Consider the following 15426-nt stretch of genomic DNA (forward strand, 5'->3'; position numbering starts at 1 on the left):
GTTAACTAACTTAGGTATAACAAACGAAGTTGTCAACTAAATCCAGTACAGTACAAACTATAGTTTCGTAGGCTTGAAACTTTTGTTTCTCTTGCTTGGAACTATTAGTTTCTTACTGATGAAACTATAGTTTCTCACCGATGGAACTGTAGTTTCTCGCCGATGAAACAACCTTTACTCTATAATAGCCTGATTATGTTGGAGTACTTTTGATAGTATAATAACATGATTGATTTCTTCAAAAATCATTAAAACAGAAAACTTTTCTTCGTTTGTATTGTCTTATAGCCATAAACTTTTAAAACGAGAACTTATGGATGATATGATTAACAGGCATGATTCGATAGCCGAAGAAAATATCGAACCGAATGGCCGTCCGGCCAAGGACCAGTTTGAAGAATGGAGCGGTGAGGTTGCCGACCGTGCGGATGACGTATTCAAGAATGACAAGAAAGACGGTCCTATTAAAGACCGCGAGAAACGTATAAAAGAAATGGACGAAGTGATAAAAAAGGACCTTGAGTAAAGGTCCTTTTCTTTTTTTCTTTAGTTTGCCGGAGTAACGATAGGTTCTTTGATAAAAATACTCCCTATCTCAATTGTTTTGTCATCAAATACATCTAGTCTAATATTTATCGATTCCTTTTCGGAAAGACTTATGAATTTTCCTTGAATATAATACTTCTGATTATCAATAAGATTGGAGGCTTCTTCCTCATCTAAAGCCGTTATAATTCTGAAAGAAATATTATACTTTCCGGTTTTTTGAAGGCTGCTACAGGTAAAGGATATAAGATATTTATATCCTTTATTATCGGTACTTTTAACTTTATCCATAGAAGCGAATTTGACTGCTATATCAGAAAGGAAATCAGGGTTATTCTCAAGTTCCTTTTCTAACAAAGAACGCAATTCTTTTCCTGCTTTTTTTCTTTGGATGTCATTGTTGAAACAATTAGGATGTCTAGATATATATGCGTCTAAAAAAGCATTTATTTTTTCTCCATCAGCGTTCCCTTCTTCTAGCATTGCGTTTACTGCTGCTATGCTATCATTGAGGCGTATATCATAGTCTGCATTGTTTGATTGTGTTGTTTTTGAAGACTTGTTTCCGTAGCAGGAAATTAAGCATGGGATGATTAGAAGAATAGTGGCAAATTTTGTGATGTTCATGTCCAGTACACTATTAAAGTTCAAAGTTGGGAGAGAAAAAAGTGGAGCGTATCGGACTCGAACCGATCACCTTAACACTGCCAGTGTTACGCTCTAGCCAGATGAGCTAACGCCCCTTTTTTGTCTTATATGATAACGTTTGTAAACGAATCCTTTTTTGTTGCCGCAAATATAATGCATTATTCTGAAATAATTGCTATGTTTGCGGTAAATAATAGTATGAAATTAAGATATGCTGATTTATAATACAACTTTTCAAGTGGACGATGACGTTCACGACAATTTCATGATTTGGATAAAAGAGAGTTATATCCCTGAAGTACAGAAACACGGTGCGTTGAAGGCACCGCGTATTTGCCGGATATTGAGTCATCGGGAAGAAGGAAGTGCGTATTCTTTGCAATGGGAGGTAGAAAGCAGTGGGTTATTACATCGCTGGCATTTGGAACAGGGGGTGCGACTGAATGACGAACTGGTAAAAATATTTAAAGATAAAGTGATCGGATTTCCGACCTTGATGGAGGTGATAGAGTGATTCAACCGGTAAAAGAAAAGATAATCCTGGGGATTGACCCCGGTACGACAATCATGGGATACGGGGTTCTAAGGGTGAGGGGAACCAAGCCCGAAATGATTGCGATGGGGATTATCGACTTACGTAAATTTGCCAATCACTATCTGAAACTTCGTCATATCCATGAACGGGTATTGAGTATTATTGAAAGTTATCTACCGGATGAGTTGGCTATTGAAGCACCTTTCTTCGGAAAAAATGTGCAATCGATGTTGAAGTTAGGTCGTGCACAAGGGGTAGCAATGGCAGTAGCGTTGAGCCGGGATATTCCAATCACCGAATATGCCCCTTTGAAGATAAAAATGGCTATCACCGGAAACGGGCAGGCATCAAAAGAACAAGTGGCGGATATGCTGCAAAGGATGCTACGATTCTCAAAAGATGATATGCCTACTTTTATGGATGCAACAGATGGTTTGGCAGCGGCTTATTGTCATTTCCTGCAAATGGGGAGACCGGCAGTGGAAAAAGGGTATAGTAGTTGGAAGGATTTTATAGCGAAGAATCCGGATAAGGTGAAATAAAGCATTTAATTTTATGGGGGGATAGATATGGTGTGTAGCATAGGGGGAGGTTTAGAATGAAGATAGGAAATAATTATTTAGCGATATTGGGTGTGACTACAGTGACAACAGTGATGAGTTGTTCCCCAACGAAGAAGGAATATACTTCTTTTGAATTATATCCGGTTCGTATGGGAAGCCTTACAGAGATGGAATATACGCCGTTGGCAACCAAATTTTTCCTTTGGTCACCGACTGCAGAAGAGGTGCGCCTGATGCTTTATGATGCCGGAGAAGGCGGACATGCTTACGAAACAGTAAAGATGGAACTCGGTGAGAATGGAACCTGGACGACATCCGTAGATAAGGATCTGCTCGGCAAATACTATGCTTTCAATGTAAAAATCAACGATAAATGGCAGGGCGACACGCCGGGGATTAATGCTCACGCTGTAGGAGTGAACGGAAAGCGTGCAGCTATCATCGACTGGAAGACTACCAATCCGGAGGGGTGGGAGAATGACCGACGTCCTTCTCTGAAATCTCCTGCTGATATGATTATCTATGAAATGCATCATCGTGACTTCTCTGTCGACTCTACTTCGGGAATAAAAAATAAGGGCAAATACCTTGCACTGACTGAACATGGGACGGTGAATTCCGGCAATCAACCAACAGGTATCGACCATCTGGTAGAGCTGGGAGTGACACATGTGCATCTTCTTCCTTCTTCTGATTATGCTTCTATCGACGAAACAAAATTAGATGAAAATCACTATAACTGGGGATATGATCCGGCGAATTATAATGTACCGGATGGTTCTTATTCAACTGATCCTTATCAGCCTGCTGTTCGCGTGAAAGAGTTCAAACAGATGGTACAAGCGTTGCATAGAGCTGGAATACGCGTGATAATGGATGTGGTTTACAATCACACTTTTAATACACTTGAAAGTAATTTTGAACGTACCGTTCCCGGCTATTTTTACCGTCAGAAAGAGGATGGCACATTGGCAAATGGTTCAGGGTGTGGCAATGAAACAGCAAGTGAACGGTCTATGATGCGTAAGTTCATGATAGAGTCTGTTCTTTATTGGATAAAAGAATATCATATTGACGGCTTCCGCTTTGACTTGATGGGGGTGCATGATATTGAAACAATGAACGAGATTCGAAAGGCTGTCAACAAAGTCGATCCTACTATTTGTATCTATGGAGAAGGTTGGGCGGCTGAAGCTCCTCAATATCCGGCAGATTCATTGGCGATGAAAGGGAATATTTCCCAGATGCCTGGAATTGCGGTATTCTCGGACGAATTACGTGACGGGCTTTGCGGTCCTGTATGGGAGAAGGACAAAGGAGCTTTCCTTGCCGGAGTGCCGGGGGGAGAAATGAGCGTAAAATTCGGAATTGTTGGAGCTATTAAGCATCCGCAAGTACGCTGTGATTCCGTAAATTATAGTCAGAAGCCGTGGGCGGAACAGCCTACCCAGATGGTTAGCTATGTTTCCTGTCATGATGGTTTGTGTCTTGTAGACCGATTGAAGGCAAGCATGCCGGGAGCTACTCCCGAACAGTTGGTTCGACTTGATAAGCTGGCACAAACGGTAGTCTTAACTTCACAGGGAATTCCTTTTATCTATGCAGGTGAAGAAGTGATGCGTGATAAACAAGGGATAGACAATAGTTATAAGAGTCCGGATGCCATCAATGCCATTGACTGGAGACGCAAAACGACAAACGGAGATATTTTCACGTACTATAAACGACTCATTGATCTTCGTAAGTCTCATCCGGCTTTCCGTATGGGAAATGCAGAAATGGTCCGGAAGCATCTGGAGTTCCTTCCGGTTGAAGGGCAAAACCTGATTGCGTTTCGCCTCAAAGAGCATGCGAATGGAGATAGCTGGGAAGATATTATCGTAGCCTTTAATTCCCGTACGACTCCTGCACGATTGGAAATTCCTGTTGGTAAATATACGGTAGTATGTAAAGATGGAGTGATAGATGTGCGTGGATTGGGTACGCAAACCGGACCGGAGGTGATTGTTCCCGGTCAGTCTGCGTTGATTATGTACAAGTAGTTTTTTTCTGTTTACTACAATTCCGAGATACTCAAGTTTTTTATGCAGTAGACTGGCTACCTGTTTCAGTCTAATGGAACAAATGAAATCATGTGCCGGCTGGTTAGTCGGCACTTTTTATTTATAGCATATATAACAACTCAACGTTGGTTGCCGGCATTTCTATCATCTTTAAATAGATAGAATGAATAACAATAACTACTGTAATCCGTTCTTTCTAAATCCTTCATTTTCCTCCTATTCATCGGCAATCTTAATTTGGATGTAACATTACGACAAGTATTTGTAACATACGTAAACGATGATGTAACAAGCGAGTAATGATTTGAATCAAAATCTTTGGGTAAGCGGAGAGAAACTTCCTAAGTTTGCAAAGTGGAATTCAGGATGGAGTGTTTTTCTTTCCGGATTACTAATAAAGACATAAAAGAAAAGATGGATAATGAATAAGTATTGGTTTTATAAGGTTGGGTTAGTAGTTGTGTTCCTTTGCTTCGCTCTGTTGGGTGAAGCAAAGGTTAAACTTCCCACTCTTGTTTCCGACGGAATGGTGCTTCAACGCGGGGAGCCTGTCAATATTTGGGGGACGGCTGATCCTGATGAAACTGTTAATATAACTTTTCAAAAAAAGAAATATAAGACCGTTGCCGATGCGCAAGGCAACTGGAAAGTGATCTTGCCTGCCTTAAAAGCTGGTGGTCCTTACACAATGATTATTAATGATATAGAGTTGAAGGATATTCTTGTGGGTGACGTTTGGGTATGTTCTGGCCAGTCGAATATGGAATTACCTGTTTTACGGGTTACAGACCGTTTTCGGGATGAAATATCTGCGGATAATGATTATCCGATGGTACGCTATATAAAAACTCCTCTATTGTATAACTTTCATGCTCCGCAGACAGATATTTCGGGAATCTTCTGGAAGGCTATGACTCCTGAAAATGTGATGTCTTTCTCTGCTTTGGTTTATTTCTTTGCTAAAGATTACTTTCAGAAAACAAAGGTTCCGGTAGGAATCATAAACTCCAGTGTCGGAGGTTCACCGGTAGAAGCGTGGATCAGTGAGGAAGGTTTGAAACCTTTTCCTTATTATTTGAACGAAAAACGTATCTACGAATCAGATGACTTGGTAGAATCAATGAAAAAAGAAGAGAGCAAGAAAAGCCGTGCCTGGAATGTAGCACTGTATCAGGGAGATAAAGGAATGCATGAAACCATCCCTTGGTATGCTGTCGGCTATGATGACAGTGATTGGACACCGACTGATTTGTTTGCTTCCGGTTGGGCTACTAACGGATTGAATACAATTAATGGTTCCCATTGGTTCCGTAAAGATTTTCAAGTGTCCGGGCAACAAGCGGGAGAGAAGGCAACTCTTCGCCTGGGATGCATCGTAGATGCAGACTCCGTCTATGTAAATGGTACGTTTGTGGGAACTGTTTCTTATCAATATCCACCACGTATCTATACCATTCCCGCCGGATTGTTGAAAGCTGGAAAAAACACGATAACCATACGTCTTTTCAGTTATGGCGGTTTCCCTCATTTTGTAAAAGAGAAACCCTATAAGATACTTTTCGGAAAAGGCCAGCCGGAAAAAGGAGAATCGGAGATTAGTCTCGAAGGTAATTGGAAATATCGTCTCGGTGCTCCCATGCCTGTTGCTCCGGGACAGACTGCTTTCCATTATAAACCCGTAGGACTTTATAATGCTATGATTGCCCCTTTGTTGAATTATACGGTATCCGGTGTTATCTGGTATCAGGGTGAATCGAATGTGTCTCGCAGAAATGAGTATAAAGACCTGTTGACGGCGATGATTGCGGATTGGAGACAGCATTGGAACCGACCTGATATGCCTTTCTATGTGATTGAACTGGCGGATTTCCTCTCACCCGAAGATAAAGGAGGGCGTGCTGCCTGGGCAGAATTCAGGAAAGTGCAGGCAGAAGTAGCCAATACAAATAAAAATGTCACTCTAATTAAAAATGGTGATTTAGGAGAATGGAATGATATTCATCCATTGGATAAAAAGACGTTGGGACAACGTGTTTCCCAGGCGGTCTTTCAACAAAGAGTCAAATAAATTAAAAAAGAGATTAGTACCATGAAAACACAGACTCAAAAAGTGTCGATGGCCGAGAAAATCGGTTATAGCTTGGGTGATGGTTCGGCGAACCTGATTTTCCAGATGATGATGATGTTCCAACTCTTCTTCTATACAGATGTGTTTGGAATCAAAGCAACAGCAGCAGGTATGATATTGCTGGTCGCACGCATTTTCGATGCGTTTGTCGATCCGGTGGTAGGTATCCTGTCCGACAGAACCAATACCCGTTGGGGTAAATACCGTCCCTGGTTGTTGTGGACAGCTATTCCTTTTGCCGTATTCTTCATTCTGGCATTTACGACACCCGATTTAAGTGAGCGTGGGAAGATTATTTATGCAGGTATCACTTATACCTTATTAATGTCTATTTACTCCTTCAATAATACCCCGTATGCCTCTTTGGGCGGTGTGATGACAAGTGACATCAAAGAACGTACCAGTATCTCGTCCGTCCGTTTTGTGACAGCTACAATCGCCACTTTTGTTGTGCAGGGGCTTACTTTGCCGTTAGTCTCCAAGTTCGGGCAAGGAGACGATCAACGTGGATGGTTCCTGACGATTACCCTGTTTGCCATCATCGGAGTTGTTCTTTTAGTAATCACATTCTTCTCTGCCAAAGAGCGTATCACGCCTCCCGTAGGTCAGAAAACTTCCGTGAAACAGGATTTTAAAGATATCGTAAGCAGCCGTCCATGGAAAGCGATGTTTATCTTAACTCTCTTTTTGTTTACGACATTGGCTATGTGGGGCAGCAGTATGTCTTACTACTTTAATTATTTCGTAGATAAAACAGCCCTTTTTGACTTCTTGCAAAATTTTGGATTAGTACGGATAGAAGGAGAAACTTATGGAATGTGGCACACTTTCCTTGATGCTTTCGGACTGATTGCGCAGCCCGATCATAGTAATGTGTTTGCTGTAGGTTTCAGTTTGTTCAATATGATTGGTCAGGTTATCACTTTGGCGGGTGTAATATTGCTTTCCGGATTTCTTTCCAATATCTTTGGCAAGCGGAATGTATTTTTGATCTGCCTGGCACTGACAGCCTTTTTTACAGCCCTGTTTTTTGTGGTAGATTCGACAAACATAAGTACGATCTTTATTATTAACTGTTTGAAGAGTTTGGCATACGCACCTACTATTCCATTGCTTTGGGCGATGATGGGAGATGTTGCCGATCATTCAGAATGGGTGAACCATCGTCGTGCGACAGGATTTGTATTTGCAGGTGTAGTCTTTGCCCTGAAAGCCGGACTAGGTATAGGAGGAGCTATTTGCGGTGCGATTGTTGATTCGTTCGGTTTTGTGTCTAACACAGTACAGACAGAAAATGCTATTTTCGGTATCCGTTTGACATCCAGCATAATTCCTGCTATCACTTTCTTTGTAGGAGTAATTGCTTTGTTCTTTTATCCTATTTCTAAGAAGTTGAATGAGCATATTCAGGACGATTTGGCAAAACGCCGTCTGGAAAACAATTGATTAATAACTATAACTAATAGATAGACTATATGAAGACTTCGACAAGAACAACCGTAGTTTCTTTGTTGGCTGCTGTAGCCCTGATAACTAGTACTTCGGTAGCTTTTGCACAAGAAACAAAGACTTTGAAAGAAGCTTTGAAGGATAAATTCCTGATAGGAACAGCAGTGAATACACGACAAGCATCCGGTCGGGATAAGGCAGGAGTGCGCGTAATTCAGGAACAATTTAATGCTATTGTAGCAGAGAATTGTATGAAGAGTCAGGAAATGCATCCGAAGGAGAACCGTTATAATTTCACACAGGCAGATGAATTTGTTGCTTTTGGAGAGAAAAATCATTTGGCAATCACAGGACATACGTTGATTTGGCATTCGCAGCTTTCTCCCTGGTTCTGCGTGGATGAGAATGGCAAAAATGTGTCTCCGGAAGTATTGAAGAAACGGATGAAAGATCATATCACCACTATTGTGAAGCGTTACAAAGGCCGTATTAAAGGTTGGGATGTGGTGAATGAAGCGATTGAAGATAATGGAGCATATCGTAAGACTAAGTTTTATGAAATTCTAGGTGAAGAATATATCCCATTGGCTTTTCAATATGCGCACGAGGCCGATCCGGATGCAGAGCTTTATTATAACGATTATTCAATGGCTCAACCGGGCAGAAGAGCTGCAGTTGTGAAGATGGTGAAAGACTTGAAGAAACGTGGTATCCGTATTGATGCGGTGGGGATGCAAGGACACATCGGCATGGACTATCCGAAAATCAGCGAGTTTGAAGAAAGTATGCTTGCCTTTGCCAAAGCGGGAGTGAAGGTAATGATAACAGAATTGGATCTGACTGTATTGCCATCACCCGACCCCAAGGTTGGTGCGGAAGTCTCGGCATCTTTTGAATATAAAAAAGAGATGAATCCTTATTCGGACGGATTACCGGAAGAAGTATCAAAAGCATGGACAGAGAGAATGAATGATTTCTTCCGTCTGTTCCTGAAACATCAGGATATCATAACAAGAGTTACTGTTTGGGGAGTAGCCGATCAGGATTCGTGGCGTAACGACTGGCCGATGAGAGGACGTACGGATTATCCATTGCTTTTCGACCGCAATCATCAGCCGAAACCGGTAGTTGATTTGATTATAAAAGAGGCTATGCAGAAATGATCATTTGGAGTTCACTTCACCACAGAGGACACGGAGGACACAGAGTTCTTCTCTCTCTCTTTCCGTAAGTAAAACAGAGCGATAAATATACGATTACGTGAGACTCTGTGTTACTCTATAGTGAATAAAAAGATTAAACCTCTGTGTCCTCCGTGTCCTCTGTGGTGAAATAGAAATTCCCATTTATAAAATTAATTTAGAACTGTTGCAATAAGAATAAAACCATGAAAACAGAAAAAAGATATTTAGTTCCCGGTGATTATATGGCTGATCCTGCCGTACATGTGTTTGATGGCAAACTTTACATTTATCCCTCGCATGATTGGGAGAGTGGTATTGCCGAAAATGATAATGGAGATCATTTCAATATGAAAGATTACCATGTGTATTCTATGGATGATGTAATGAATGGAAAGATTACTGACCACGGGGTTGTACTTTCTACAGGAGATATTCCTTGGGCGGGCCGTCAGCTTTGGGACTGTGATGTTGCTTTTAAAGACGGCAAATACTATATGTATTTTCCATTGAAAGACCAAAACGACATATTCCGTATCGGAGTAGCTGTGAGCGATAAACCATACGGACCTTTTGTTCCGGAAGCAAACCCGATGAAAGGAAGTTATAGCATTGATCCGGCTGTTTGGAATGATGGAGATGGTAATTATTATATGTATTTTGGCGGACTTTGGGGTGGACAGCTTCAACGTTACCGGAATAATAAAGCATTGGAATCAGCCATTTTACCCGAAGGAGAGGAAGAGGCCTTGCCATCCCGTGTCGTTCGTTTGAGTGATGATATGATGGAGTTTGCGGAAGAACCGCGTCCGTTAGTCATTCTGGATGAAAACGGTAAACCTCTGACAGCAGGAGATACAGAACGTCGTTTCTTCGAAGCTTCCTGGGTACATAAGTATAATGGGAAATATTATTTCTCTTACTCTACAGGCGATACCCATCTACTTTGTTACGCGATAGGTGACAACCCATACGGACCATTTACTTATCAGGGAGTTATCCTGACTCCGGTAGTGGGATGGACTACTCATCATGCTATTGTTGAGTTCAAAGGAAAATGGTATCTGTTCCATCACGATTGCGTACCTTCCGAAGGGAAAACCTGGCTTCGTAGCTTAAAAGTCTGTGAACTGCAATACGATGCTGATGGAAAAATCATCACGATTGAAGGACTGGATGAATAGTCGACAAATGATAATTTTGCGGAGTGCCCTGAAAGGGCTTAATTATATAGCGTAGGGCAACGCCCTACGAAAAAACGACAATCTGAATTTGCGCCCTGAAAGGGCATAATTTTGTATACGGTTCCGCCCTTTCAGGGCTTGTGGCTGGTGTGTCTTTTTCGTAGGGCGTTGCCCTACGCTATGTAATTAAACCCTTTCAGGGCACCCCAATAAATATATAATTGTAAGGCTTTCAGCCTAACTGCTAAATTCCCATTTATGAAACGAATTTTGAACTATTACTTATGAGGATTATATCTATATTGACATTTGTCCTGTTTTTCAGTCTTTTCTCTGTTTATGCAGAAGATGGGAGTGCTTTGTGGCTTCGTTATTCAACGGGAGCAAAAGCAATAATAATGAATAAGAAACAGTCTCCCACATTAAATATCGCCGTTTCCGAATTGCGGAACTTCTGGCAGGGAGGAATCCCCATAACGCTGGAAATACAGAAGAATAAGGAACTGCGTGCATTAGGAAATGACGGGTACATCATCCGCGCTTCTAAAGACGGTAACCATCTGACAATCACTTCTTCCGGTGAGCAAGGAATACTTTACGGAACTTATCATCTGCTTCGTCTGCAAGCCACCGGGCAATTATCCGAATCAACATTGAAGTCTTTAAATGTCTCCGAAAAACCGGATTACCGGATTCGCGTCTTGAATCATTGGGACAATCTAGACGGTACAATCGAACGTGGCTATGCCGGACATTCGCTTTGGAAATGGGACGAACTCCCGTCGGTTGTTTCTCCCCGTTATGAAGCTTATGCACGCGCCAATGCTTCCATCGGTATCAATGCTACTGTGATAAACAATGTCAATGCAAGTCCTAAGATACTATCTGATGATTATTTGCAGAAAGTCAAAGTTCTGGCAGACATCTTTCGTCCTTATGGTTTGAAAATATATCTTTCAATTAACTTTTCTTCCCCGGCAGCTTTAGGTGGTTTATCCACCTCCGATCCGTTGGATAAAGAGGTGATTGCCTGGTGGAAGAAAAAAGCCAAAGATATCTATTCGTTGATACCCGATTTCGGAGGCTTTTTGGTGAAAGCAAACTCCGAAGGACAACCCGGACCGTGTGACTACGGGCGTACTCATGCCGAAGGGGCGAACATGCTTGCCGATGTATTGAAACCTTATTGCGGCATCGTCATGTGGCGTGCTTTCGTTTACTCGCCCACGGACAGCGACCGGGCCAAGCAAGCCTATCTTGAATTTGAACCTTTGGACGGAAAGTTCCGCGACAATGTGATTGTACAGATAAAGAACGGCCCGATTGATTTCCAGCCCCGCGAACCGTTCAGCCCGTTATTCGGAGCCATGAAGAAAACACCCGTGATGCCGGAATTTCAGATAACACAGGAATATCTGGGATTCTCCAACCACCTCGTTTTTCTCGCTCCCATGTGGAAAGAATGTCTGGACAGCGACACTTACGTACAAGGCGCAGGCTCTACCATCGCCCGTGTGACGGACGGCTCCTTGTTCCCCCATTCATTGACGGCTATTGCCGGTGTCACCAATATCGGTGATGACATCAATTGGTGCGGACATCCTTTTGCCCAAGCCAACTGGTATGCTTTCGGTCGTTTGGCATGGAAACATTCACTTTCTTCCGAGCAGATCGGTGAAGAATGGTTGAGGCAAACTTTTCTTCCGCTTGCCTTACAGCCGTACAACGATTCCGTCAATGAAATATCTTCCAAAGAGAGACAACAACTTCACTCTCAACTCTCCCTTCTCAACTCTCAACTTCTCCAAGAGTCGAGGGAAGCAGTAGTAGATTATATGATGCCGTTAGGACTGCATCACATCTTTGCATGGGGACATCATTACGGGCCCGAGCCTTGGTGTGATATTCCCGGTGCCCGTCCCGACTGGATGCCTTCTTATTACCATAGGGCAGATGACGGCGGTATCGGATTCGACCGCAGCAGCAAAGGGAGCAATGCGACCGCACAATATCACTCTCCTTTATGCGAACAACTGGATAATGTAGATACCTGTCCCGAAAATCTGCTTCTTTGGTTCCACCATGTTCCCTGGAATCATCGGATGAAGAGCGGGCGTACACTTTGGGCGGAGTTGTGCTATGCTTATGACCGTGGGGTGCAAGAAACCAGAAACTTCCAGAAGTTATGGGCGCCTATGGAGAAATACATCGACCCGGAACGATTCCGTGACATACAGCACCGGTTGAAGATTCAGACACGTGACGCGGTGTGGTGGAAAGATGCCTGCTTGCTCTATTTCCAGCAATTCAGCAAGCAGCCGATACCTTATGAACTGGAACGTCCGGTGCATGAATTGAAAGATATGATGGAATACAAACTGAATATCACTAATTTTGAATGTCCGCCTTACGGATTTACTAAATAGACAAGAAAAGTGCTTATTCTGTGATAAAATTGTTACCTTTGCGGTCAAAAATAAAACAGAATATAAAAATATGAGCCAAAATACATTCTGCATGGCGGGGGGCGTAGCACGCAACCCGCTTGTGCGTTTAGCCAAACCTATCACGGCAACTATCGGAGCGAACGAACATATAGCCATTGTAGGTCCCAATGGGGGTGGCAAGAGCCTTTTTGTAGATACATTAATCGGAAAATATCCGCTACGTGAAGGAACACTCCAGTATGACTTTTCCCCTTCCGCTACTCAAACTGTTTATGATAATGTGAAATATATCGCGTTCCGTGATACTTATGGAGCGGCAGATGCCAATTATTACTACCAACAGCGTTGGAATGCGCACGACCAGGATGAAACGCCGGACGTCCGCGAAATGTTGGGAGAGATTAAAGACGAACAACTGAAAAATGAACTGTTCGAGCTCTTCCGCATCGAACCTCTTCTTGATAAAAAGATAATCCTTCTTTCAAGTGGTGAACTGCGTAAATTCCAGCTCACAAAGACACTGTTGACAGCCCCCCGCGTTCTGATAATGGATAATCCGTTTATCGGACTGGATGCGCCTACCCGCGAATTGTTATTCTCTTTGCTTGAACGTCTGACAAAAATGTCTTCCGTCCAGATTATTCTGGTACTTTCCATGATGGATGATATACCTTCCTTTATCACTCATGTTATCCCTGTTGATAAAATGGAAGTGTTTTCCAAGATGGAACGCGAAGCCTACCTGACTGCTTTCCGCAACAGAGACGCAGCTACTTCTTTCGATGAATTGCAGAAACGGATTATTGATTTGCCTTATGACGGCAACAACTATGACTCGGACGAAGTGGTGAAACTGAATAAGGTAAGTATCCGCTATGGCGACCGCACTATTCTGAACGAACTGGACTGGACAGTGCATCGTGGGGAGAAATGGGCGTTGAGCGGGGAGAATGGTGCAGGAAAGTCTACATTATTGAGTTTGGTTTGTGCGGATAATCCACAATCATACGCTTGCGACATCAGCCTTTTCGGACGCAAACGGGGAACTGGAGAAAGTATTTGGGAAATCAAGAAACACATCGGATATGTAAGTCCCGAGATGCATCGTGCTTATCTCAAAAACTTGCCGGCTATTGAAATCGTAGCCAGCGGACTGCACGACAGTATCGGACTGTACAAACGCCCCCAACCGGAGCAGATGGCTGTATGTGAGTGGTGGATGGATATATTCGGCATTGCCGATTTGAAAGACAAACCTTTCTTGCAGCTTTCCAGTGGGGAGCAACGTCTGGCTCTGTTGGCACGTGCTTTCGTCAAAGATCCTGAATTACTGATTTTGGACGAACCGCTTCATGGATTGGATACTTACAATCGTCGTCGGGTTAAAAAGGTGATCGAAGCCTTCTGCAAACGTAAAGATAAGACGATGATTATGGTAACACATTATGAATCAGAACTTCCGGATACGATTACAAACCGCATCTTCTTGAAAAGAAATGATACGTTAATATATTAGAATATGATTTCTAATATTTTTTAATGAATTGATTGCTTTTTGTGTTATTTGGCTATCTTTGTGCTTAATTAAATGCAAAAAGTAACCACAAAGATATGAATAGTAGCCAAAATGCCATAGCTGTATTGTATAGGAAATATTGGCAAAAGCTCTATATTCATGCATATAATCTGCTGAATGACGGAGAAAGCGCAAAGGATGTATTGAGTGATGTGTTTTGCTCAGTACTTGAAAACAGCGAGCAGTTTGAAGGGAAGACTGATTTGCTGCCTTTATTTTATGTCATGGTGAAAAACCGTTGCATTGACCACATACGTCATCAGAATGTAGTGAACCGGAATGCGGAAAGATACTTGGAAGAACTTTATAGCGGTTGGACTGCCAAAGAGTATCGGGACTACGAAGATAAAATAGACCGGATGCAGGAGAGTATCCGCCAGATGGCGCCGCAAATGCGCATAGTAGTGGAAGAGTTTTTTCTGAATGAAAAGAAATGTGCGGAAATTAGTGAAATATTAAATATCAGTGATAATACAGTCAGAACCCATATTGCCCGGGCTTTAAAAATACTCCGTAAACGATTGAGTGTCTTTTTACTTATTACAGTTTAATGTTGAATCCTGCTCTTCACTTGTTTTACACTTTAGCTGAATGGCTATAAATCAGATGTTTATGGTGAATGGAAGTAGGAAAAACAAAGTAAATAACCCTTCACACCCTTCACGCACTTATATGGATTTGTTGGGCATATATGTCTGACGTGTTGGATCTATATGTCTAGCATATTGGATCTATATGTCCAATACGCACGGCATATATCTCCTGTAAACAAGATATTAATACCTGATAATTTAAGAGTTAATACCTTATAGCTCAAGAGTTAATACTTGATAACTCAAAAGTTAATACCCAACGGGTCATTTGCTATAAGCTAATTTGTTTTAGCTTATAGCATATTCTTTTTTGCTTATAGCATATTTACTTTAGCTCATAGCATATGAAAAAAGAGGTGAAGGATGTGAAGGGTTGTTTGCTTTGTTTTTCTGCTTCCCTTCACCATAAATGTCTGATTTATAGTTGTTCATCTCAATGGTGAAACCTGTGAACCGTTGGAATAGTGCATTTGTGTGTTATCGTCATTGGTATACAGGCTTCATCTTTTGTTC

12 protein-coding genes and 1 tRNA gene are annotated in these 15426 nt (G+C 42.1%); 11 read left to right on the forward strand and 2 right to left on the reverse strand.

The window, feature by feature from the left end:
• Positions 1 to 313 precede the first annotated feature (313 nt).
• Positions 314 to 526, forward strand: a complete 213-nt coding sequence (locus KTR06_RS17040) for a hypothetical protein (protein WP_004312688.1) — start codon at positions 314 to 316, stop codon at positions 524 to 526.
• A gap of 20 nt (positions 527 to 546) precedes the next feature.
• Here KTR06_RS17040 and KTR06_RS17045 read toward each other — a convergent pair whose 3' ends face one another.
• Positions 547 to 1173 carry a hypothetical protein gene (locus tag KTR06_RS17045; RefSeq protein ID WP_008026027.1) on the reverse strand — a complete coding sequence of 209 codons (627 nt, stop codon included), beginning with the start codon at positions 1171 to 1173 and terminating at the stop codon, positions 547 to 549.
• A gap of 42 nt (positions 1174 to 1215) precedes the next feature.
• Positions 1216 to 1289, reverse strand: a tRNA-Ala gene (locus KTR06_RS17050).
• A gap of 116 nt (positions 1290 to 1405) precedes the next feature.
• Between KTR06_RS17050 and KTR06_RS17055 the strand changes: the two genes are divergently transcribed.
• The 10 genes from KTR06_RS17055 (at position 1406) to KTR06_RS17100 (ending at position 14871) form a co-directional block, all read left to right on the forward strand.
• Positions 1406 to 1708 (forward strand): DUF4286 family protein, encoded by a 303-nt coding sequence (locus KTR06_RS17055; protein WP_004312687.1) that lies wholly within the window; start codon positions 1406 to 1408, stop codon positions 1706 to 1708.
• Complete coding sequence (gene ruvC, locus KTR06_RS17060) at positions 1705 to 2271, forward strand: crossover junction endodeoxyribonuclease RuvC (protein ID WP_087322446.1); 567 nt, start codon at positions 1705 to 1707, stop codon at positions 2269 to 2271. The genes KTR06_RS17055 and ruvC overlap by 4 nt, the downstream gene beginning before the upstream one ends.
• Before the next feature lie 56 nt (positions 2272 to 2327).
• Positions 2328 to 4334 carry a type I pullulanase gene (gene pulA / locus KTR06_RS17065; protein WP_151921904.1) on the forward strand — a complete coding sequence of 669 codons (2007 nt, stop codon included), beginning with the start codon at positions 2328 to 2330 and terminating at the stop codon, positions 4332 to 4334.
• A 442-nt stretch (positions 4335 to 4776) separates the two neighbouring features.
• Entirely contained in the window at positions 4777 to 6423 is a 1647-nt protein-coding gene (locus KTR06_RS17070; protein ID WP_217290602.1) for a sialate O-acetylesterase, read from the forward strand.
• Between the two features lie 21 nt (positions 6424 to 6444).
• Positions 6445 to 7929, forward strand: coding sequence for an MFS transporter (locus tag KTR06_RS17075; RefSeq protein ID WP_217290603.1), 1485 nt, complete (start codon positions 6445 to 6447; stop codon positions 7927 to 7929).
• A gap of 29 nt (positions 7930 to 7958) precedes the next feature.
• The gene (locus KTR06_RS17080; RefSeq protein ID WP_008644893.1) at positions 7959 to 9095 is read left to right on the forward strand and encodes an endo-1,4-beta-xylanase; all 1137 of its coding nucleotides are present in this window, start codon (positions 7959 to 7961) and stop codon (positions 9093 to 9095) included.
• A gap of 224 nt (positions 9096 to 9319) precedes the next feature.
• Positions 9320 to 10297, forward strand: coding sequence for a glycoside hydrolase family 43 protein (locus tag KTR06_RS17085; protein WP_087322439.1), 978 nt, complete (start codon positions 9320 to 9322; stop codon positions 10295 to 10297).
• 284 nt (positions 10298 to 10581) lie between these two features.
• Positions 10582 to 12723: an alpha-glucuronidase family glycosyl hydrolase gene (locus KTR06_RS17090; protein ID WP_217290604.1), complete on the forward strand. Its 2142-nt coding sequence runs from the start codon at positions 10582 to 10584 to the stop codon at positions 12721 to 12723.
• Positions 12724 to 12793: 70 nt separating this feature from the next.
• On the forward strand, positions 12794 to 14260 hold the full coding sequence (locus tag KTR06_RS17095) for an ATP-binding cassette domain-containing protein (RefSeq protein WP_121960188.1): 1467 nt from the start codon (positions 12794 to 12796) through the stop codon (positions 14258 to 14260).
• Positions 14261 to 14355: 95 nt separating this feature from the next.
• A complete protein-coding gene (locus KTR06_RS17100; protein WP_008026044.1) occupies positions 14356 to 14871 on the forward strand; it encodes an RNA polymerase sigma factor in 516 nt (171 codons plus the stop codon).
• The last annotated feature ends 555 nt before the right edge of the window (positions 14872 to 15426 follow it).

The organism is Bacteroides sp. MSK.20.12, from assembly GCF_019052435.1.
Classification (GTDB): Bacteria; Bacteroidota; Bacteroidia; order Bacteroidales; family Bacteroidaceae; genus Bacteroides; species Bacteroides xylanisolvens.